Origin of the sequence: Vibrio sp. 947, from assembly GCF_033339115.1 — a bacterium.
GTDB lineage: Bacteria > Pseudomonadota > Gammaproteobacteria > Enterobacterales > Vibrionaceae > Vibrio > Vibrio alginolyticus.
Genome location: NZ_JAWOTX010000025.1, coordinates 36,844 through 56,055 on the forward strand (window position 1 = coordinate 36,844; position 19,212 = coordinate 56,055).

The window sequence follows — 19,212 nt, forward strand, 5'->3', positions numbered from 1 at the left end:
TGGGGTGTAGCCAAGTTGGTTTAAGGCAATAGACTTTGATTCTATGATCGGGGGTTCGAGTCCCTCCACCTCAGCCAGAACAACAAAGTGTAGAGGTAGCTCAGTTGGTAGAGCATCGGATTCCAAACCCGCTGGTCGGGGGTTCAACTCCCTCCCTCTATGCCACACTCGGTGAATAGCGCAGCCTGGTAGCGCATCTGCTTTGGGAGCAGAGGGTCGAGAGTTCGAATCTCTCTTCACCGACCAAATTACATTGTTGGGGTGTAGCCAAGTTGGTTTAAGGCAATAGACTTTGATTCTATGATCGGGGGTTCGAGTCCCTCCACCTCAGCCATATTCCTTTCTGATTCTAAGAGGTTTTTATGTCATATAATAATTATTGTCTAATCATGAAATGCTTAGATATCATTGAGACAGAACTAAACAATATTGCTGAACATGTTGGACATCCAACATTCGATGAATTCATCAAAGGAAAGTCCTATGAATGAAGATAAAATGGTAAGTGACCTTGAAAGGATGCTGTTTTTAGTAAAAACACTAGACACACTAATAAGAAGAAAACTAGAATAATTGTTATTCCCCAGATATACATATCTGGGGTTATTTATTTTACTATTGCAATAGGAATATATCTTCAATTTGCTTCCAATCTTCAATAACTGGATAAGTAGATTCTGCCCCAGCTTTTCGATTACTAAAAAGATAAGACTCAATCCCTAAATCTACAGCCTCTTGAACATATTTTTCGTTACTATCTATCAATCCAGCAATTTTATTGCCTGGAATATCCATCAATAGTTCCAATACATCTCTTTTAGTTTCAGATCTACCAACAAAATGATAACCACTAAAAATATCACCAAAAAGTTCTTCTAGATTTTTTTCTCTTAACTGCATTTCATGCTCTGAACGTCCACAAGACATAACAAGCGAAATGTCATATCTGTAAGATAGCTCAATCAGAACTCGTTTAACACCTTGTGAATGCAGTTCTAATGACCCAATATACTCAGAATCACAGTATTCAGAATATAGTGATAACGCCTCTTCAAGAGAACTCGAACCGAATAAATCAACGATCCTTAGTGGATTAGATGTTTCTCTGGATTCCAAGTGTTTTGTACAGATTCCTTTATCGTCAAGAAACTTTTTTATGCCGCTTATAGGATTCAGAATTATTCCCTCGGCATCAAGTATCAAGATATCTTTCTTTTTCTTCATTTTATTTCTCATGTTTATTTGGTTTTGCAATAAAATAGCAATAAAAAAGCGCCATTGCAATTGTGGCGCTTTCAAGTATGGGGATTGATAAACTAAAGCTATTTTTTGGTTATTAACTTAACCCCTGAGACAAAAAATAGTGCTAAAAATGTAATGCCAACAAGATTAGCTGACTCTGGTGTTTTAATCGCTGTTTGTAACATGTTGGTTCCTAGAACCAATATTGTAGTTAGCAATAGAAGCATTGCGCCTATTACATCACTGAACTTTTTAAATTTTAACATACTAGTTTCTCCCCAAACTCTATATTAAGAATCTTATATTATTCGATACATAAAATCAATAATAGTTCAATGAAAATATAGATGTTTTTTAGAGATTTATCCAATTAATTGCCTTTTGACCGTTATCCAAAAGGAATTGATTGCACTTATAAAAACATTCTGACCCAAGAAAAGGGGCAAAGTCTACCCCTTGCTTATTTGATCCAAGCGGACTTGGATGAGATGTCTTTAATACGCAATGATGAGTACCCTCAGCCAACTTGGTTATCTTATGCGCATCCCTGCCCCATGATAAAAATACAAGAGGTTTTTCTCTTTTAATCAGCGCTTGAATTACATTATTTGTAAATGCATTCCAGCCCATCTTCTTATGAGAATTTGAACTTCCCTTTCGAACCGTTAAAGTTGCATTAAGTAACAATACATTATCAGCCCATTTTGATAAATCACCAGAGCCATTAGGTTGAAAATCTGGATAGCAATTTTTTAATTCCTTATAGATGTTATTCAAGCTTCTAGGAGGCTTTACCCCTTTAGGAACAGAAAAAGACATTCCCATAGCTTGAGGTATTAACCATCCATCCACAAACTCCTGATTTATGTATGGATCTTGCCCTATAATCACACATCGAACATTATCAATCGAAGTTCTTTTGAAGGCATTAAACACCATTCCCTCAGGGGGATAAACCACAAACTCAGATTTTTCTCTTTCTAGTTTTTCACTTATAGAGCATAAAAGCTCATAGTTTGAACTGATAAGAGAATCCCAACCATTAAGTAATTTTAACTCTTCGATAATTGTCATTTAACACTCACTAACATATATAAATAAAACATTTATTGTGCTTTCTATCACAAAAACCTTTACATACACGTTGTTTTATTTAAGAATATTATTTAAGAATATTACTAAAAGAAAAACAACAAATAATAAAAAAACGAGGCCAGTATGTTAAGAATAAAAAAATCATTTCTTACGATTTCTGTGGTCGCTAGTTTATCAGCTTTTAGCGTGAATTCACATGCTGAAGATGCAAACACAGCTCCTGTAACAGCAAATCTAAGGATTCCAATTGCCAACTTAGTTAAGTCTAATGCACTTCCATCTTATTTTACACCTTGGAAGGAATTCACTCCACATCGTGATCACACACCTTGGGAGCCATCTACGCCAAGCATTATAGCTTCCACACAAGGTCATCGCGGAGTAATCTTCAAAGATTCAGATGCCGATGTTAATGTTCCTGATTATTCTCAAAGCCGAACATTTACGGTAGATGAATTCCGTATGGAACAAAAGAAAATTGAAGATGGTCGCGGTGAAGTTGCAGATGATGGCGAGCCTATTCGACACGAAAGAACCATCAATAAACAAGAAAGCCGTGTGGTCGCTGTTGACAATACAGCTTGGGAAGATACAAGTGCAGTATCGTGTACTGAATGGAACTCTGTTGGTTCAGCAAGTAGATATCTGACTCCTTACACTCAAGATGCTGAAGGTCAGGAAAGAACTTGTTCTGTCGAACAAAAACGCTCAATTACCTTGAATGACCCAGATGGTGCAGTTACATACGATCAGATGAGAACATACCGTTATATCGAGACATCGACACAGCGCGGTTTGATGGATAACAGAAGCTGTAAAACACTACTGAATTTCTACAATGCCAACAAATCCGAAATCTCATCTGCGCAACCAGGCTGGAATCCAAACGGATGGAAACGTTTAGATGTTACCCCTAGTAATGCATACGTTACTTACTGCAACAACGGTTGGACAATGGTAGCAGCTCAGCGCGAAAATAGCCCTGTTGCATGGACTGGTGGTAACTACCAATACGATCTAAAATCTGTCTACAATAGAGGCGTTGGTTTTGCGATCCCGAATGAAGTATTACCTATCCACACTCGTTGGGGCGTTGGTCAGAATGGAAGTGTAACTGTCGGTTTCGATAGTGGTAGATACAGTACTGGAAACATGCACGCTACTCTATATTCACGCGGAAGGGCTTACATTGTACATAGATCTACAGGAAGACACTTTAGATGGCATAACCCTCGATCAGATTTGATGTCTGAAGGTCAATACAATAATACACTGACAGTAGAAGACTATACTGGTCGCTATGGTAGCTACTACAGATGGGCTTTCTCTCCTTGGCACTCAGCAGCATGTTCAAGAGGATACGCTCTTAATGGCGCTAAATATGGCTATGTGACAGGTCAAGCTTGGACAGTATTCGTTTACTAACGAATAACAAACAAAAAAGGATGAGTTTAAAACTCATCCTTTTTTAATCCCATCAATTATTTTCGTGACTCGAAAGCACTTTGAACCTCTGCCTTAAAATTATCCGATGGCGCAAAAGTAACAACGCGTCTCTCAGAGATCATAACTTCATCACCAGTTTTCGGGTTGCGACCTGGACGGCTTCTTTTATGATTAATATTGAAGTTACCAAAATTAGATAGCTTTAAAGGCTCACCGCTAGCAATTGTTTCTTTAATTTCATTAAAAAAAGTTTCTACAAGTGCAGTCGCATCTTTAGTCGTGAAGTTATGCTGATCAACTAAACGTTGAACTATGTCTTTCTTGGTAAGGTTTTTTTCTAAAGTTGTATCTATCATGATCTTTTCCTTATTTATTTAAAATTAAATATTTGTTCTTTAAGGTAATATTTTTAATTTATCTCAATCATAATTTTATGAATCAAAGAGCTAACAGTCAACGAATTTTTGATTTAAATTGCTTTAAATCAATAAAATATTCAATAGCTTCTATCTTATATCCCTTGATTTTGGTCTCAATGATAGAATTTGATTAATAAAGGAGATAAAAAATGAATTACATGACTTATAACCCTGTTGATTTTATCAATGGTGAAGGCACTAGATGCTCTATCTTCGTTTCAGGCTGCGAACATCATTGTCACAAATGCTTCAACGCAAAAAGCTTTCCATTCGATGCTGGCAGTGAATTTAATAGCGAAATAGAGAAGACTATTATCAATGACCTAACAGACACAAGAATAAAGAGAAATGGATTAAGCATACTTGGTGGAGAACCTCTCCATCCCAAAAATCTAAATTCAGTATTAAAGCTTGTTAAGCGTGTTAGAAGTGAGTCACCACAATCAGATATATGGTTATGGACTGGATATCGACTTGAAGAGTTAGACAAAGAACAACTTGAAGTTGTTAATTACTTAGATGTATTGATAGATGGTAGGTTTGACCACAAATTAGCCGATCCATCCCTTAAATGGAGAGGAAGCAGTAATCAACGCGTAATTTATCTTAAATAAAAAAAGCCATGCTGAGCATGGCTTTTTAATAGCTACTCTAAACTTCAGAGAGCATAAAATGTGTTTCTACAGTCAACACATGTGACAACAAGTCAATTTGTTCCATACTCAACAAATCTTTTACCAAAGGTTCACGTTCAGTTGATTGCTCATCCTCAAAACCAGCAATCATAGCAACCATTGTAAGCGATTCAAGCTCTCTGACTCCTTCTGCTAATAAATCAAAGAAATCAAAAGGTACAAAGAAATCTTCATAGCCAGGCTTTGAAACAGATAGAACATTCACTTCAATACCATAGAAATTATGAGAAAAAATCGTAAACACTATATCATTAAGGGTGATGACGATATTCTCATTTGAAGTATCAAAATTAAGATGATCAAGATCCTCATCTTTAATCTTATCAATCATGTTTAACACTAGTTGATAATTTTCATCAACCATTTCCAAGTAGCCAACATCTAAAATATCTTTAGACATGAGTTTATCTACAAGTTCTGGAAGGTGTCTTCTACTATCAAACATTTCATTTTTGTCAGATATTTCAATAGCTATTTTTGCTAATGAAGACTTATTAGGCAACAACGTAAAAATTTCATTTTTATCACCAGGTCTTGTTAAAACGAGACCATTTACGAGCACCCTGTTCGCTACATTAATCTTGAAATCATCCGTTAGACCGCTTTCACCTTTCATATGCTTATTGAAATTGAAACAGCCCGATTCTCCATCAAGTAAATGAATCATAGTCAAAGCAGGGACTGAAAGAAGCATTGTTGGCAAATTATTAATGTTATTCATAATTTATACCCTACTTTTGTGCTTGATGATGAAATCATTTACTAATGGAGCTTGAGTGTATCCATATAAACCTTCAAGAACGACCTCAAGATGCACTTCACTTGGAAAACTAAATCTATCTAGCAGTAAACTCTTCACAGAAGATCTGACATCACGACCTAAATTCTTTGAGTCAATTACTACATTAACCAACTCTAAAAGAGAGATCGAAGATTGTTCGTTTGTTGCCAACATTGTAGCTCTTGCTTTCTGTAAAACATCTTCACTTAATTGAGGATTCAACAAATATTTATCTTCCTCAATGCATGGAGTGAAAATCATTTTGCTGCGTTTTAGTTCATCAACAAAGTCAGGATTCCGAGTAGAACTTCTATTTTTTGATTTAGTTTTAGCCTTTTCAATCAAATCAAGAAGCAATTCAGCAGAAGCGAAAAAGTCATTAATTACGATTTCTTGTTTGAACGCTCCAAAGACATTCGCATTAAAATCATAAAGCATGATCTCTTTAGTGTGACTTTCTAAATCCAATTTCAACTTGAATGAGCCAAAATCCTGATGACCTTTCCCTAGATATTTTGGAGCAATATGACCATCAGCATCAATAAACCCATTTTCTTCCAAAGCTAGCATAATCAGTTGAAGTAGTTGACGGTCTTCATCAAGATAAGTTGAGTTTAGATGGTACGCTGAGATAGCTTTAAAATAAGCCAAGGTAGAAGGATTTCTAATCTCAATTTTAATGTTTGATTTTACATCACCAGAGTTAAGATCTGTTACATAGTATCCATAATCACCATGTACAGCGACAGCATAATCTTTACTCTGATCATCATTGAACACTAACAGAGCAACGGCAGACCAACACATGACTTCTGAAACATCAAATGACGAACTTTGAGAGAGGGTTTCAAATAGTTTTTTCACTTCTTCTCTTGTGTGAATTCGAATAATTGTATTCGCATTTTCCGTGTAAATGTTTGACATGTAACCACCTAAACCATGAAGAAAATTTTATTAACAAGAGCAACTAACTGAACATATGGATACTCATAAGTGTTTCCAGCATCCTTCAGCTTCTTGTTGATCATATCTTTAACATCTTCGAAATTAGAAAAATTAGATTTCGAGAACTTAGCCTTAAGTTCAAACACAATATCTTCAATTTCTCTTTCAGTAAGAGGTTCATGCTTTGTGGATGTACAAACAGATTTTACTGGTCGATTTGATGTCAAGCATGTGTGCTCGTCAGCAAACACTGGAATCGATAATCCATATGCCAAGCCAGAGAAAACTCTAGTTACGTATTCAGTATTCAGTTGGTATTTAAAATAATCAATCTCAAGCTTCTCTACAACAAATTGAGGTGACTCTTCAACAATAATTAAGGACAACTGACCAAGATGATCGTTTAGACTCATAACTTCAAATGGCTCGATTCTAAAGCCTTCAGGTGCCTTCTCTCCCATACTGTTTACGATATGAGTTAACTGATCTTGGTCAAGATTTAAACATCCTGGATTCTTACCATAGATTTCAGTCAGCATCGTGTACAGGGCATTCTCATTCCGAGGAACTATCTTCAAGAGCTTTTTGTCATGCTCATAGACTAAAAAAACTGTTCCATCAAAACAGTCTCCTAGATAAACATTTCCATTTTTATTCATAATATTAATTCTTTAATAGTGATTAGTTTTTACGCAACTGCCTGATCGCGTATATGTTTTGTTTTAGTTTAGTTGATAAGAATACATTAGAAGAATTAGAAAGTAAATAAATTGATTATTGAAAATACAAAGTATTTTCTTACTAATCATAGTTATAAATATATACTTAATAGTAATTATATATAAATAATATTAATTGATCACAAACCAATTCGTGTCAACTTTTTTTTAAAAAAGATCATCAGAAAAAAGTCTTGATCTTCCAGAATGACGATCTATAATCCTATCCGCCTGATTGATACTGATGTGTTTGATTTTTGAACGTTATCTTGAGATAACCGCGACAAGCGCGGAAAATCAATTCACTGTTTTGTTTACGTTTTTTTGTTGATTATTAATTAAAATAGAATGAATTTCATTGTGAAAGCTGCTGATAGCAAGCTTTTTGTGTTTTTGTCATACACCCTAAGCCCGATAGCCATAACTAGCACTTACGTGCTTTTTGTTTTGCTTGGAGCAGGTGTATGGGCTATTCCACCAGCTATAATCTGCATAGGTTTAGCGATCTTTGCTAACTACTGGATCGTTTCGAATGGCTTTGAATGGGAGAGAAAGTCAGCAATCGCATGGCGTTTTCTTCCTCTGACTCCTATTAAAGAATCAGAAATCAGAGAAAACATCAAAAGAGAATCGAGAGAATTTTCCGATGAATGGGCTTTTGAAATTGGCAGTGATGAATGCGATAAAATCATAAATGATCTAAAAAACAGAATAGAATTTATGATGAATACCTTTGGTTTATTGAATGAAATCTCACTTCTTATTGAGCTTAATAAAGCGCATGAGATCGCTTATTCGTCATATTTAAAGAAGATCCAAATGGAAGACGATAAAGTATACGTCGAGTTTATTAGGAAATGGGGATGGCAAGACTAAACCAAATTAGAAACAAAAGGGGGTTTCCCCCCTTTTGTTATGCTGCTAATTGTTTTTTAGTTGCTTTCTTTACGTACTTAAAAAGAGAAGCGAAAAGAATTAGCGGCGTAATTGCCAAACCAGCAGCTTCAATGATAGAGAAGTTTACTAGAAGGCTTTTCGGTAGCATTGATGTAATGCCTAGAGAGAACATGAACGCTCCCAAACCCAACATTGACCATTTATCTTTGTAACCGATGAATTTTACAACATCGTCAGCGACAATGATTAAAGATACAAAACCTAAACTTTTCAGGTATACAACATTTGTTGTGTAAGTAGGGTTTAGAGATAAGACAACCGAATATACAATAAGAAATACTGTTAAAACGGTTGCGCAATAGATGATGGTCGAAGACATGACCGCCATTGCTAATCGTGTGTTCATCATAAAAGTTTCCTCTTTAGTTATGTCTTTCCCCAAAGACGAAGCAATTATGCATCCGTGCGATTCAATTGTCAATAAAATAACAAAAGATATTGTATATTTTTTATAATATATAAAAAAGAGGCTATTGCCTCTTTTTCGTTCACTCAAATCTTAAGCAGTTTTCAAAAAACTCAGATGATGTCATCTTAGCTCTATAGTGAGGGATATTAGTCTGACTCAATACATCAAAAGCATCACTAGGCTCAACATAAATGATCTTAGCATTGTAGGCTTTATGACAACCCCTTATTGGTTCTTCCATATATGGGAATTGAAGTGATGTTCCAATCACAAATACGTGACTGACAGGCTCTCTCAAGAAATCTTCTAGTAGATAGATCTTTTCCATATCAAGCATACCATTGAACGGTACGATGTTTGGTCTCAAATCCGACTTACAAAATGAACAAGCTGGAGCATTCCTTTTCGTCTTAATATTCAAGTCTATGTCACTTATTGGAATGTAGCCATGTTTGATTCCTCGAACATTAATGCAGTTTTTGCAATACACAACAGATAAGTTTCCGTGAATGTCAATGACGTTTTCCGACCCAGCTTTCTGGTGGAGGTTGTCTACTTGCTGAGTGAATACACACGAGTCTTTGACTAGCTTTTGAATCTGCGCAATCTGTGTGTGAGCTATGTTAGGCTTGTAGCTTTCGTAACCCTTAAGTAGAGGCGAGATTACATCCCAAATCACTCCTGGTCTTTTATCCATGTTGAAGGCTGATAATAAATGCTCAATCTTTCCCTTCTGGTTTGTATAAAGACCTCCCTCACCTCTATAAGTAGGTAATCCACTTGCTACACTTATTCCCGCACCTGTAATGAACAAAACTCTATCTGAGTTTGAAATCTCAATCTCATTGTCATTTAGGCTTATTACTGCTTTTTTCATAAATTACCCTATTGCTTATTTATGCTATCTATACACTATCTGAACCTCACAATCAATACTTGACCCTGCCTCAACTTTATGTATAATTGTGATAGTTATCTAGGAGTGTTTTATGTCATTCGAAATCTACAAAACTAAGTATCAATACTGCATTTCATCAAAAAACCTACTTCATATCACAAAGCAGAATTTTGGGTATATTCCTGGTTATGACGAATTTATGCGAAGTGAAGCTGAAACACTAATTCAGACAAATGACATTCTTGGTTATAAAACAGACGCAGAAGAGAATTACTGGATCAACAATGGTTGCCCTACAATCTTTGTTGAGGATAAAGATCTGATCAATGACCTGTTTATCGCCAAGTACAAGACTGGTTTGAACGCAATGCTAGCGGCTCCCTTCCCCATTTTCTCTTTTTCGTTTCCGAGTAAGACTGTAATTAATGGAGTTGAGTTGCCACCTTGCTTAGTATGCTTATCAGGTGAAGCTGATATTTACGAAAACATGACTACTCCTTATGACGAAAAATACTTAGGGGCTGAGTTTACTCCAAAGCCTTTAACTAATAGGACATTCCTATCCATTAGTTATAGGACAAAGGATGGGTATTTAATGAATAAGTCTGTGATTATTGAAGAGGTCATGGACATCATTAATGACATGAATGAAATGGGTGATGCTAAGTGCTTCCTATACGATCAATCTTTGAATGAGCTTGAATCAAAGATGATTCTAACCCTTACAAAGATTGTTGCAGGATTGCTCATCTATCATTCAGCAACGGAAGGTAAAGGGCTTAGAAAGGGATTCCCATCAAAAACGGTTAAACTTCCAAAGCAGACAACCAGAGTAAACTATATTGGTATGTCACTATCAAACTGCAATGAATACACTCCAAAGCAAAAAGGAAGCAGTAATTCGGGTGGATATAAAGTCCTATCTAGAGAATCTTTCTTTAGAAACTTGCAGGCTGAACGCTATTATCAAGGAAAATTCCAAAATGAGCCTAAAGGTAGTCGCTGGGTTTACGTTAGTGGAATTAACCGCGATGTAGATGAGTACACTCAAGGAAAATCATAGGCTCACCACTTCTTTTAAGATTGGACATTCAATGCTAAAATTATATTTAAAAATAAATATAAGGTGCATTAAATGTCCAAATTTACTTATGTAACATCATGTGTTGGGGCTGATGGTGACGATATCAATGAAATGAAAGATGCCCCACTATCAATTGAAATTGATAAATCCGATTTCTTCAGAACTATTGGCTCAGGTATAAAAGACCAAATCGTTGATATATTTGAATTGAATAGCATTCAAGAATTTATAGATGACTGGTACACCAGTTCCTACACTTCTTGTTATCAAGGAATTCCTTGCTTATTCGTACAGCATAGCGGTATTGAACATGTTTTCGTTGACTCCAATCGAGTTCGAGAACTTAGACACGGTGAAGAGATTGAAGAGCGCCGTGATGCAATTTCCGATATAGAGGACTTGTTAGATGAGTATCAACCTTGGCAGGATGCACAAGGAAAATCCGAATGGTTTAAAGCTCTCTCAAGCTTTGTAAAAGAGAATAAGGCTCAATTCGATGCGCACAACATCTTGCTCAGTTCCATTTACACCAGCGGATACCCATACAGTGAAGTTATAGCTGAAATCGATAAAAAACTACTTATAGAACCCAGATCCAAGGAAAGAGTGTCTGGACTAAATCTTTAATAAAAAGCCCATCATGATGGGCTTTTTTCTTATGATGGACATAAGATTTGTTCTCTTCTTAAAATTTTCTTCTGTTCTAGATCTGTCCTTGCATCTATAATTAAAGACGAATCGACATCCCAATCGAATACTCGCAATACTATAGCTTCCTTACACATGTATTCCCACGCTGGAGCCTCTGAAGCTTCACCAGACCAGTACTTCAGTGCTGCTTCCTTAACAACATGACTTTCAACACAGAAGCCTGAATCCATTAACTCAGTCACCTTTGTGCTCCAATACATATCGTGTTTCGTAACATCTCCTTTCGGCACGACCAAAAAAGTGTATTCCTCACCGCCACCTGCGTATTCAAGATCTTCAAGCTCTTTCACTAAAAACACACTATCTTTATGTGCAGTGAACTTATTAGGTCTATGGTATTCCAACCCCCTATAAAATCCAGCAGCTCCCCACTTTCCTTCATAATCTACACAATTTCTTAGTTTTGTTCCTGGTGGAAGGTAATCATCTGAACCATGATAAAATATTTTAGACATATAATTTAATACGAATATAAGATTTGTTATTTATTAAATAATATCACCATTAAGAATAGATATCTTTTCAAAAAAGAAAAAAGAAGATCTTTTTGATCAAAATTCACATTGCATTGTATAATATGAATAAAACGTCTGAAAAATATAAATAACATAATATTCAGTCTGAAAAAATTGATTAATAAAGAAATAAATGCAACATGATAAACCAAAAATACGCCACAAGTTATATAGAAGGCTTTGGAACCGAGAGTGTGTTCTGCGAATTAGCTCAAAGTAAAGGTTTCAAGGTCATTCCTGCGTCAAAGAAAGAAAACATTGAGGATCATATAGATTTTTTTCTATATCGAGACAGGAAGCAATATTCGGTTGACGTTAAGGCAATGAAGCGCATAAGCAGAAATTCTATAAATAAAGATGAAGATGCAATCTGGATAGAATTCAGAAATGTTCGCGGGAATAATGGCTGGATATACGGAAAACAAGATCTTGTAGCCTTTGAATTTGATAGTTATTTCGTTTTAGTAAAAAGAAAAGAGTTATTGGATTTTGTAACAGTTAGTCTTAACTCATTTACCAAAGTTGTTTCATCGTCAAGACATGCATTGTTCAACTTGTATCAAAGAAGAGGAAGGCAGGACTTGATAACAAGAATTAAAAGAGATAATATTCTAGCTCTAAAAAATAAAATTTGGGTTAAAAATGAAGGATTTAATCAAATCCCAGAAGCAGTTAATGCAGTCCATTAATTCAAGCTTTTGCACAAATGAATCAGAAATTCTTGAATGGTACGATGGACCACTTTTCGTAAAAAGCAAGATTGAAGGCAAAGATTTCTATTACCACATTTTAAATATTTCTAAGGGGTACTTTGCAGCATTTCATCTAAAACCAGGCATTGATGCTATTGAGGGAGAAACTTTAGACCCTGCTTTATCAAATGTATTTTTGAATGAGTTATTTCACGGCAATAATGCTTATGAGCATCTATATCTTTACGATTCTGTCTCTGGTAAAAATCAAGCTTTAGATTCAACGAACATAAAAGATTTCATTACCCCTTGGAAAGAAAGGGTGTATGAAAGAGCTATTTATCAGTTCTTAGTTAAAGGTGTTTCCGAGTTTTACGCTTCAATAGACAACAAGTCGGATTCACTGCCTCATTCAACCAAAATTGATATTGACACTAGCTATGATGAAGTACTTGTTGAACTTGTAAATGTTGCTCGGCTTTACGGCTGTAGTGATACTTTACCTAAAACACAACAAGTATGCTTAATGGTAAAGTCAGGTGAACAATTTAATGGCTGTTTCAACTATCGAATCACACAACAAATTTCTGTAAAATTTAACTTCTCGATTGATAATGAAGTTATTAAACTGAACCTACATCTTGTTCCAGCGGAAGGTGATGATTAACAATATGTTAATTGAATAAAGCCTCGCCATCTAGTTATGGTTGATAAAAATTGTTGGTGCAGGGCTTGTGTTCTGCACTCAATTTTTCTTCTAAATAACAGGTAAATAGGAAAGAGAGCAAAGATAGAGATTCGTAGAAATGTTGTTGGTTTAACAATATAAGCTTCTTATAAAGTCCAATATTGAGCACATTACCCCCAAACCGCGCCATAAGTGCCTAGACAGGCACCTTATACCACCTGCCATTATCGCTTTTGTCCTTTCACGCAAGAAAGGGCGGGGTCATGCCTAATGCTCGTGGGAAGAATGCCATGTGCCTTCAAAAGTAATCAAGGGCAAAGATTTTTTTGAAATTTCAGCAATGAACTGATTTACAGAGATAAAAATATATATTTCTACAGCGAATGGCAAGCATGTATTACTAATTTAAAGCGAAGAATGGGCGCTACACCTGACGGTATAGCACCCACAACTTTTATCAGCCCACCATCTAGTAGTGGTGGTTTTGCTAGGAAATAGCTTTGAAAACCCTTTCTGTATAGATAGCATCACTGATAGCCCTATGCTCCTTTAGCTCGGACTCTAGACCTAAGTTCTGCACAGCTCTTTTAAGTCCCATCGTATCTCGACCATGAATTTTTGCGTAGATTGATTGGAGATCTAAAAAGCTATGGTTCAGTTCGGGCTGACTAGTTCTTCTTAACTCTCTATTAAACGCTTTTTGCTCGATACCACCCCAGTGGACAAAAATGCATTTTTGTTGCTTATCGAGAAAGCTTTTCAGTTTTTCAAGATAGAAATTTTCGAAGTTTGGCATACCCTGGAGCATTTCAGTGCTAATGCCTGTTTTTTCTTCACAGTATCTACCCATTTTCATCTCTGGGAATGGTAGAATCAAAGAATCTAATTCAAACGCCGCTTCTAGGTTATCCGACCTTACCGCAACAAGACCAAAATCAACAATAGATTCTGTAAACTTGTCTGATCCACCTAGCCTATATTGGTTGTACTCAAAATCGAGAAATAATAGCCACTCAAAGTTTTCTCTTACTAGGTTAAGATGGTTTTTTGCATCTTCTGCACTTCTATGAGGCTGGGATTCGGAGTTAGCGGGAAGCCCTTGAATAAGCTCACCTAAAAAACGCTCTAGATTAAGCACATCATTGCCAACAAATTCGGTCATTGTCGGAAGCTTGTGGTAAAAATCATCTAATGTGATTTTACTTGAGAAATAGTCAGGATTGGTCTGACTAAGTAAATTACATGCAGATGAAATGCTTTTTTTAAGGCTTTTAACTTGAGGTTTTCGATGCAAACCCTTTTCAGTAGACTTGTATTGATCGAGGTTGCTAAGCCATTCCAGCAATTTACTTACGTCATTCATTTCAAATACCTTAATTTTATCCAGAATTTTCTCTTTTACACCATTCTAAGAATTCTTGATCTTATTGTATGTCTGAAGGAATTTCTACAGTCCCATGCTTTAGCATCAGAGCATAATCCAAAGAAATAGCATCTCTTTGCTCTTCACTAAAGTGCTGAATTTGATTATTCAATATAGCGTCCTCAGTTAACAAGTTCGTCTTTGATGTAAGGCAACAAGAGTTCTAGAATTGTTATACATCATTACAACCCTTAAGTAAATAATAGCCAGATCGAAAACTATTCTTGAATCCATCTTTTTAGTTTCAGGAGACATTAAGGGCAATGGATGTATCGTTTCAAGAGATGAATCTGAAAGATACTCATAAAGAGGGATAACAAACTCATCTCGGTATGTACTGTATGAGCGCAACTTTATTGATGCTGATATGCGATTTATAAATCTGAGTAAATCAGAAGACTTTACACCTGACTTAGACAATGACTCAGTAACTTTATACAAGTCTTTATATTTTGATTTTTTATTTATTAAATTAACGAGTCGCAGGGCATCTTTACCTATGGTTAGATTATACAAAACTCGCTCCTTACTTAAGCGTTTTCACTTTCTATTTCCGTTTCACCATCTACTTCCTTCCAGCCATTCTCCCACTGAAGGAAAGCGTCACTTGGATTGTCCACGTATGTGTTTCTAAAAGGGTTTGCATGGATACTCATTCCAGAAGCCCTACAGGTTTTACCATTTTCATACGGGGTTTGATTATTGAGATTGTCCATATTATACACCGTTGCAATTATTGTTATTTAAAGATATATTGCCATTTGTTCTTACTTCTATCAAATGTTTTGCATACATTTAGTTAAAAAAGTGATAAAAATGAAAGAATTTTATTATGAAATAAAATGTCAGAAGCAGGACTCATTAGGTAGTTGGGCTTTCCCTCCTATATATTCAGGACTATTGAAAGCTAAAGACAAAAAAGCAGCCAGAAAAGCCCTTGAAGATGAGTTCGACGTTGAATTACCTTGCCGTGTTCTCAAAAAAGATTTTGAAAAAAGCCCATATTTGCTCAAATTAAGAGAGCATGACGGAACTGATGAATATCTAAATCGTTTATTTGAAAACAGGAAATGCAAGGAGTGCAGCAATTCCTTTAGGCGAATTGACCTTTACAATGACCACAACGAGCAATACAAGGGGATAGAGTTTTGCTCTAGAGAGTGTCAGCAGAAATACGGAAAGAAACACATTGCGTTCAATGCTTCCTGTATCGATAAGACACATGGAAATGCGCCTGTCATCTATAAGATCACTAATACGGCTGAAAATAAACACTATATAGGCAAAACCTTGCAGGTTTTCACGTTACGCTGGTATCAGCATTTTTTTCAGGGTGGTGATTGCAAATTTCATAAAGCAATCAGAAACACCAAACTAACAGATTGGGAGTTTAGTGTTTTAGAGATTATTGGAGAATCACCAGAAGGTATGCCTATAGAGGAATACGTTCTCTCTAGAGAAACCCATTGGATGAAAAAGTACGATTCAATCGATAACGGCTACAATAGTCAAGTTTCTAGCATTACTGTACACGGGCATCTGGAAGAAGGTTGAGGTAAACGATGTTCACTATATATATTAGAAAAGACCTTGGAATGACTAGAGGTAAGATGTTATCCCAAGTCTCACATGCAGCTATGAAATACACGCTGTCACTATTTGAGCAAAATGGTGGAGTTTTAACTACTAGTTTGAGCACCATCGAAAAACTAAACCATGTATTGACCCACATAGACAAAGTTCTGAATATCCAATTTGTAAAAAGTGAAGAAGAACTTATCAATGTAAGCAATGCTAGTTCGAATCACTCAGTAAGTATTCTTGATAATGGACTGACGCAATTTAATGGCGTTAGAACACTAACTTGTGCTTTGGTTAATACCGACCTTAGTCTTCCAACTATCAGAACCACTGAATATGGTAAGAAAGAGAGTGATCATAAACAAGTACTCGTGTTTTATAGTAATGAGAGACTAAACAAGACAATCCAGATCAGATCAGCCATTAAAATGGCAATAGCGACTATCCTTGCTCATCTCTCTCATTGCAGTATTGAACTTGATTCTGAGAAAAATAGAGATCTACAAATCTGGCTCGATGATTGCTTTAAGAAGGTTACATTAAAAACTAAAAGTATTGATGTATTGATGAATCTAAAAGAGCAGTCAGAATCAAGAGGTTTATTATGTGTAGAGGATAATGACGCATACTCAACAATTTCTCTCGCGATAGGACCTGGTAGCAACAGAATGTATCATGAGTTAACTGACAAGTTAACACTATACTAATTGAAATTGCAGCCTATAGGCTGCTCTTCATAATTATCTACTAATAATGGTACTTTTCATACCAGATATACTTAAGCCAATCTAGAAAGATTGGCTTTGATTTTACTTTTTAAGTTGTTGAATAGCTTTTTTAAAACTGCCGTATTCAGTTTGACCTGAAAAAATAGAATGGTCAAACCTACTCAATATGGCATCCATTTTTATTTTTAGAAAATTCTCGTGTGATATAAAGAAACTACCATCTTCAAGGGTATGGATGAAATTGACTCTTGATGAATATTCAGGAATGAACAAATCTAAAAGCCAGCTTATATAAATTGAGCTTCGTATTTCTTTGTACAGCTTTGCATCTTTTGAAATCAGAATATATGCCTTTCTAATTATGTCGAATGCATTTCTATCACAATCAATGTAGTAGACAAACTGATCTTTAAATTCGAATGCATCCAGCGTTATAAAATTAATACCAAGATCTTCTGGAATTTCGTTGATGAATTCATTTAGATTATTTAGAAGAGCCTTCTTCTCATCATTATCTACACCCGACTCGCACGAAACATCAATTTCTTCAATAACTTGCAAGCAATCTTTCAAAGCGGAAATTATGTTTACTGATAGGTATATTTTAAACTTTGAAGGAAGTTTATTTATGTGATCGATTACTAATTTATCTTTCGTTCTTTTCGAGATTTGGTATTTTGATATATTACTTAAACTTGAGTATTCAGAAGTTATTTGCTCAATTTCTAAAGTTAGTTCCTTATGCACATTAGTTTTCTTATCAGTAATTACCTTTTCGAACTCAATACCATTCACATCTTTAAGATTTGCGAAAAATCTTGATTTAACTATCTCTTTCTTCTTTGAGTCAATGACAGCAAACGTTATCGAATCCATTAATGGGTTGTTCTGTCTAATGTAAATTCTATCTATTTTCAAAATTGTGTTTTTAGGAAGGGATATTGAGTTCGAAACATTTACTGCTTCAGATCCAAGGTAGGACTTAAGGAAGTTTTCATTTCTTCTTTCATTGATAACATTAAATGTAGTTTGGGATGCTAGCTTGATAGCATCCCCGATAGTTGGTATATAAAAAATCATCTTTAATCTCCATTTTTAGAAATTATAACAATGATTATCTAAATTATATACTAGCAATATCTCAATGAATTATATATTTTTTGAGCGTTGATCTCTCCAACACCTTTCAGCTTTTTCAAATCCAATAAAGACATTTTACTAAGTTCTACAATAGATATTCCTTCTCTTAAAAGGTGTGTAGCAGTCGTATGAGATATTCCTGGTATGTTCAAAAGCATCTTATAAAGATGATAGTTACTTGATTCACGCGATTCAATATTACAACGTGAAGGCACTACTTTGTAGTAGAGTTCTTGTTCAAGAAACCCCTGAGCTAACTTTGCAACCAAATACGCCGTATGATGCTTATTATAAGCCTGCAAGATGTGTTGATTATGGATCGCCGTTATGTAGTTAACCACACCATCTGTTTGCTTCGTTTCAGGGAAGGCATTATAAAGGCTTCTTTTCCCTTCTTGTTCCGATTCAATTATCCAGACAATTTTTGTCTCTTTATCACCGCGAGCGAACCTGAAATCAGATAACCTTTCAACTTGATCGTGAAAGTGCTTGGATACGGTGCTATTGTAAAGATCAGTAACTGTCTTCCTCTCTATAACCATTAATCTTTCATTTAGGTGTGAACCTATATGAATGTCACCAATACTAAGAACTGTTTGCTCGATTTGATTTATGGAAATTCTTTCGACCAGATCTCTTAACTCTTTAGGTTCTCTTGTGTCTATAAGCAAGTATGAATTCATTTTTGTGCTCTTTTTAAATGGAGCACTTTCGATATCCCACTTATAGGTTTGACTGCCTAGTTCAAAAGGCTCTCTGGTATCAATTAGAGAGCTTATAATGCTTGAGATATCTCTACCTTTGGATTTTATCTTTTCGTGAGATGTCTGCTTCTTAATCACTTGCAGACCCCTATTTTCAAGCTCATTCGCTAAGGCTTCAAGATCTCTATACTTTGAGAGTTTGATTGGATTGCTTTCATATGAAGTATCTGTAATGCCTTTAAGATACACATAATCACCATCAAGGACTATCTTGAACTTAACTCCGTCTTTATCAACCTCAATCTCGCCTCGTTCCAACTTAATTACACCTAAATAGATA

Annotated in this window: 24 protein-coding genes and 4 tRNA genes; 13 read left to right on the forward strand and 15 right to left on the reverse strand. The window is 35.5% G+C overall.

What is annotated here, in order from left to right; translation table 11 throughout:
- The 4 genes from R7Q39_RS23610 (at nt 1) to R7Q39_RS23625 (ending at nt 334) form a co-directional block, all read left to right on the forward strand.
- A tRNA-Gln gene (locus tag R7Q39_RS23610) sits at nt 1-77 on the forward strand.
- Nucleotides 78-89: 12 nt separating this feature from the next.
- Nucleotides 90-165: transfer RNA gene (locus tag R7Q39_RS23615), tRNA-Trp, on the forward strand.
- Nucleotides 166-169: 4 nt separating this feature from the next.
- Nucleotides 170-246: transfer RNA gene (locus tag R7Q39_RS23620), tRNA-Pro, on the forward strand.
- A gap of 11 nt (nt 247-257) precedes the next feature.
- Nucleotides 258-334: transfer RNA gene (locus R7Q39_RS23625), tRNA-Gln, on the forward strand.
- Between the two features lie 281 nt (nt 335-615).
- Here R7Q39_RS23625 and R7Q39_RS23630 read toward each other — a convergent pair.
- The 3 genes from R7Q39_RS23630 to R7Q39_RS23640 all read right to left on the reverse strand — a co-directional run bounded on the left by R7Q39_RS23630 (nt 616) and on the right by R7Q39_RS23640 (nt 2,316).
- Nucleotides 616-1,224 carry a hypothetical protein gene (locus R7Q39_RS23630; RefSeq protein ID WP_229623767.1) on the reverse strand — a complete coding sequence of 203 codons (609 nt, stop codon included), beginning with the start codon at nt 1,222-1,224 and terminating at the stop codon, nt 616-618.
- A gap of 98 nt (nt 1,225-1,322) precedes the next feature.
- The gene (locus tag R7Q39_RS23635) at nt 1,323-1,508 is read right to left on the reverse strand and encodes a hypothetical protein (protein ID WP_048516001.1); all 186 of its coding nucleotides are present in this window, start codon (nt 1,506-1,508) and stop codon (nt 1,323-1,325) included.
- A gap of 88 nt (nt 1,509-1,596) precedes the next feature.
- Nucleotides 1,597-2,316, reverse strand: coding sequence for a uracil-DNA glycosylase (locus R7Q39_RS23640; protein WP_318076938.1), 720 nt, complete (start codon nt 2,314-2,316; stop codon nt 1,597-1,599).
- Nucleotides 2,317-2,523: 207 nt separating this feature from the next.
- Here R7Q39_RS23640 and R7Q39_RS23645 point away from each other — a divergent pair, with 207 nt between their 5' ends.
- On the forward strand, nt 2,524-3,762 hold the full coding sequence (locus R7Q39_RS23645) for a hypothetical protein (protein WP_258636385.1): 1,239 nt from the start codon (nt 2,524-2,526) through the stop codon (nt 3,760-3,762).
- Nucleotides 3,763-3,818: 56 nt separating this feature from the next.
- Here the strand turns inward: R7Q39_RS23645 and R7Q39_RS23650 are convergent, their stop codons facing one another.
- The gene (locus R7Q39_RS23650) at nt 3,819-4,139 is read right to left on the reverse strand and encodes an integration host factor subunit alpha (RefSeq protein ID WP_318076939.1); all 321 of its coding nucleotides are present in this window, start codon (nt 4,137-4,139) and stop codon (nt 3,819-3,821) included.
- A 212-nt stretch (nt 4,140-4,351) separates the two neighbouring features.
- Between R7Q39_RS23650 and nrdG the strand changes: the two genes are divergently transcribed.
- Nucleotides 4,352-4,816, forward strand: a complete 465-nt coding sequence (gene nrdG, locus R7Q39_RS23655) for an anaerobic ribonucleoside-triphosphate reductase-activating protein (RefSeq protein ID WP_085762451.1) — start codon at nt 4,352-4,354, stop codon at nt 4,814-4,816.
- 37 nt (nt 4,817-4,853) lie between these two features.
- Here the strand turns inward: nrdG and R7Q39_RS23660 are convergent, their stop codons facing one another.
- From R7Q39_RS23660 to R7Q39_RS23670, 3 genes are read right to left on the reverse strand one after another with little or no spacing between them, the layout of a single operon-like run.
- Nucleotides 4,854-5,618: a hypothetical protein gene (locus R7Q39_RS23660; protein ID WP_258636383.1), complete on the reverse strand. Its 765-nt coding sequence runs from the start codon at nt 5,616-5,618 to the stop codon at nt 4,854-4,856.
- Between the two features lie 3 nt (nt 5,619-5,621).
- On the reverse strand, nt 5,622-6,602 hold the full coding sequence (locus R7Q39_RS23665) for a hypothetical protein (RefSeq protein WP_258636381.1): 981 nt from the start codon (nt 6,600-6,602) through the stop codon (nt 5,622-5,624).
- 8 nt (nt 6,603-6,610) lie between these two features.
- On the reverse strand, nt 6,611-7,282 hold the full coding sequence (locus R7Q39_RS23670) for a hypothetical protein (protein WP_318076940.1): 672 nt from the start codon (nt 7,280-7,282) through the stop codon (nt 6,611-6,613).
- A 420-nt stretch (nt 7,283-7,702) separates the two neighbouring features.
- Here R7Q39_RS23670 and R7Q39_RS23675 point away from each other — a divergent pair, with 420 nt between their 5' ends.
- The gene (locus R7Q39_RS23675) at nt 7,703-8,218 is read left to right on the forward strand and encodes a hypothetical protein (protein WP_258636394.1); all 516 of its coding nucleotides are present in this window, start codon (nt 7,703-7,705) and stop codon (nt 8,216-8,218) included.
- A 37-nt stretch (nt 8,219-8,255) separates the two neighbouring features.
- Here R7Q39_RS23675 and R7Q39_RS23680 read toward each other — a convergent pair whose 3' ends face one another.
- Nucleotides 8,256-8,648 (reverse strand): hypothetical protein, encoded by a 393-nt coding sequence (locus R7Q39_RS23680; protein WP_021486088.1) that lies wholly within the window; start codon nt 8,646-8,648, stop codon nt 8,256-8,258.
- A gap of 139 nt (nt 8,649-8,787) precedes the next feature.
- On the reverse strand, nt 8,788-9,585 hold the full coding sequence (locus R7Q39_RS23685) for an SIR2 family NAD-dependent protein deacylase (RefSeq protein ID WP_318076941.1): 798 nt from the start codon (nt 9,583-9,585) through the stop codon (nt 8,788-8,790).
- A gap of 112 nt (nt 9,586-9,697) precedes the next feature.
- Between R7Q39_RS23685 and R7Q39_RS23690 the strand changes: the two genes are divergently transcribed.
- Nucleotides 9,698-10,669 (forward strand): hypothetical protein, encoded by a 972-nt coding sequence (locus R7Q39_RS23690; RefSeq protein ID WP_318076942.1) that lies wholly within the window; start codon nt 9,698-9,700, stop codon nt 10,667-10,669.
- Nucleotides 10,670-10,741: 72 nt separating this feature from the next.
- Nucleotides 10,742-11,317 (forward strand): hypothetical protein, encoded by a 576-nt coding sequence (locus R7Q39_RS23695; protein WP_258636391.1) that lies wholly within the window; start codon nt 10,742-10,744, stop codon nt 11,315-11,317.
- Nucleotides 11,318-11,346: 29 nt separating this feature from the next.
- Here R7Q39_RS23695 and R7Q39_RS23700 read toward each other — a convergent pair whose 3' ends face one another.
- Complete coding sequence (locus R7Q39_RS23700) at nt 11,347-11,856, reverse strand: hypothetical protein (RefSeq protein WP_318076943.1); 510 nt, start codon at nt 11,854-11,856, stop codon at nt 11,347-11,349.
- Between the two features lie 200 nt (nt 11,857-12,056).
- Between R7Q39_RS23700 and R7Q39_RS23705 the strand changes: the two genes are divergently transcribed.
- Together R7Q39_RS23705 and R7Q39_RS23710 are read left to right on the forward strand one after the other, a co-directional pair.
- Nucleotides 12,057-12,605, forward strand: a complete 549-nt coding sequence (locus R7Q39_RS23705; protein ID WP_318076944.1) for a hypothetical protein — start codon at nt 12,057-12,059, stop codon at nt 12,603-12,605.
- Nucleotides 12,592-13,275, forward strand: coding sequence for a hypothetical protein (locus R7Q39_RS23710; protein ID WP_318076945.1), 684 nt, complete (start codon nt 12,592-12,594; stop codon nt 13,273-13,275). Before R7Q39_RS23705 ends, R7Q39_RS23710 begins: the two co-directional genes overlap by 14 nt.
- 508 nt (nt 13,276-13,783) lie before the next feature.
- Here R7Q39_RS23710 and R7Q39_RS23715 read toward each other — a convergent pair.
- The 3 genes from R7Q39_RS23715 to R7Q39_RS23725 all read right to left on the reverse strand — a co-directional run bounded on the left by R7Q39_RS23715 (nt 13,784) and on the right by R7Q39_RS23725 (nt 15,375).
- Entirely contained in the window at nt 13,784-14,659 is an 876-nt protein-coding gene (locus tag R7Q39_RS23715; protein WP_318076946.1) for a 3'-5' exonuclease, read from the reverse strand.
- A 186-nt stretch (nt 14,660-14,845) separates the two neighbouring features.
- Nucleotides 14,846-15,235: a hypothetical protein gene (locus R7Q39_RS23720; RefSeq protein ID WP_318076947.1), complete on the reverse strand. Its 390-nt coding sequence runs from the start codon at nt 15,233-15,235 to the stop codon at nt 14,846-14,848.
- Between the two features lie 14 nt (nt 15,236-15,249).
- The gene (locus R7Q39_RS23725) at nt 15,250-15,375 is read right to left on the reverse strand and encodes a hypothetical protein (RefSeq protein WP_318076948.1); all 126 of its coding nucleotides are present in this window, start codon (nt 15,373-15,375) and stop codon (nt 15,250-15,252) included.
- Between the two features lie 160 nt (nt 15,376-15,535).
- Between R7Q39_RS23725 and R7Q39_RS23730 the strand changes: the two genes are divergently transcribed.
- Nucleotides 15,536-16,273: a GIY-YIG nuclease family protein gene (locus R7Q39_RS23730; RefSeq protein ID WP_258636490.1), complete on the forward strand. Its 738-nt coding sequence runs from the start codon at nt 15,536-15,538 to the stop codon at nt 16,271-16,273.
- A gap of 8 nt (nt 16,274-16,281) precedes the next feature.
- Complete coding sequence (locus R7Q39_RS23735) at nt 16,282-17,007, forward strand: peptidyl-tRNA hydrolase (RefSeq protein ID WP_318076949.1); 726 nt, start codon at nt 16,282-16,284, stop codon at nt 17,005-17,007.
- A gap of 102 nt (nt 17,008-17,109) precedes the next feature.
- Here the strand turns inward: R7Q39_RS23735 and R7Q39_RS23740 are convergent, their stop codons facing one another.
- Together R7Q39_RS23740 and R7Q39_RS23745 are read right to left on the reverse strand one after the other, a co-directional pair.
- Complete coding sequence (locus R7Q39_RS23740) at nt 17,110-18,108, reverse strand: hypothetical protein (RefSeq protein WP_318076950.1); 999 nt, start codon at nt 18,106-18,108, stop codon at nt 17,110-17,112.
- Between the two features lie 50 nt (nt 18,109-18,158).
- A complete protein-coding gene (locus R7Q39_RS23745; protein ID WP_318076951.1) occupies nt 18,159-19,190 on the reverse strand; it encodes an ERCC4 domain-containing protein in 1,032 nt (343 codons plus the stop codon).
- Between the last annotated feature and the right edge of the window lie 22 nt (nt 19,191-19,212).

What these genes read in the sequence shown, in the direction of transcription:
- R7Q39_RS23630 (WP_229623767.1), bottom strand. Translation starts at nt 1,224, where the DNA reads ATGAAGAAAAAGAAAGATATCTTGATACTTGATGCCGAGGGAATAATT.
- R7Q39_RS23635 (WP_048516001.1), bottom strand. Translation starts at nt 1,508, where the DNA reads ATGTTAAAATTTAAAAAGTTCAGTGATGTAATAGGCGCAATGCTTCTA.
- R7Q39_RS23640 (WP_318076938.1), bottom strand. Translation starts at nt 2,316, where the DNA reads ATGACAATTATCGAAGAGTTAAAATTACTTAATGGTTGGGATTCTCTT.
- R7Q39_RS23650 (WP_318076939.1), bottom strand. Translation starts at nt 4,139, where the DNA reads ATGATAGATACAACTTTAGAAAAAAACCTTACCAAGAAAGACATAGTT.
- nrdG (WP_085762451.1), top strand. Translation starts at nt 4,352, where the DNA reads ATGAATTACATGACTTATAACCCTGTTGATTTTATCAATGGTGAAGGC.
- R7Q39_RS23660 (WP_258636383.1), bottom strand. Translation starts at nt 5,618, where the DNA reads ATGAATAACATTAATAATTTGCCAACAATGCTTCTTTCAGTCCCTGCT.
- R7Q39_RS23665 (WP_258636381.1), bottom strand. Translation starts at nt 6,602, where the DNA reads ATGTCAAACATTTACACGGAAAATGCGAATACAATTATTCGAATTCAC.
- R7Q39_RS23670 (WP_318076940.1), bottom strand. Translation starts at nt 7,282, where the DNA reads ATGAATAAAAATGGAAATGTTTATCTAGGAGACTGTTTTGATGGAACA.
- R7Q39_RS23680 (WP_021486088.1), bottom strand. Translation starts at nt 8,648, where the DNA reads ATGATGAACACACGATTAGCAATGGCGGTCATGTCTTCGACCATCATC.
- R7Q39_RS23685 (WP_318076941.1), bottom strand. Translation starts at nt 9,585, where the DNA reads ATGAAAAAAGCAGTAATAAGCCTAAATGACAATGAGATTGAGATTTCA.
- R7Q39_RS23690 (WP_318076942.1), top strand. Translation starts at nt 9,698, where the DNA reads ATGTCATTCGAAATCTACAAAACTAAGTATCAATACTGCATTTCATCA.
- R7Q39_RS23695 (WP_258636391.1), top strand. Translation starts at nt 10,742, where the DNA reads ATGTCCAAATTTACTTATGTAACATCATGTGTTGGGGCTGATGGTGAC.
- R7Q39_RS23700 (WP_318076943.1), bottom strand. Translation starts at nt 11,856, where the DNA reads ATGTCTAAAATATTTTATCATGGTTCAGATGATTACCTTCCACCAGGA.
- R7Q39_RS23705 (WP_318076944.1), top strand. Translation starts at nt 12,057, where the DNA reads ATGATAAACCAAAAATACGCCACAAGTTATATAGAAGGCTTTGGAACC.
- R7Q39_RS23710 (WP_318076945.1), top strand. Translation starts at nt 12,592, where the DNA reads ATGCAGTCCATTAATTCAAGCTTTTGCACAAATGAATCAGAAATTCTT.
- R7Q39_RS23715 (WP_318076946.1), bottom strand. Translation starts at nt 14,659, where the DNA reads ATGAATGACGTAAGTAAATTGCTGGAATGGCTTAGCAACCTCGATCAA.
- R7Q39_RS23725 (WP_318076948.1), bottom strand. Translation starts at nt 15,375, where the DNA reads ATGAGTATCCATGCAAACCCTTTTAGAAACACATACGTGGACAATCCA.
- R7Q39_RS23730 (WP_258636490.1), top strand. Translation starts at nt 15,536, where the DNA reads ATGAAAGAATTTTATTATGAAATAAAATGTCAGAAGCAGGACTCATTA.
- R7Q39_RS23735 (WP_318076949.1), top strand. Translation starts at nt 16,282, where the DNA reads ATGTTCACTATATATATTAGAAAAGACCTTGGAATGACTAGAGGTAAG.
- R7Q39_RS23740 (WP_318076950.1), bottom strand. Translation starts at nt 18,108, where the DNA reads ATGATTTTTTATATACCAACTATCGGGGATGCTATCAAGCTAGCATCC.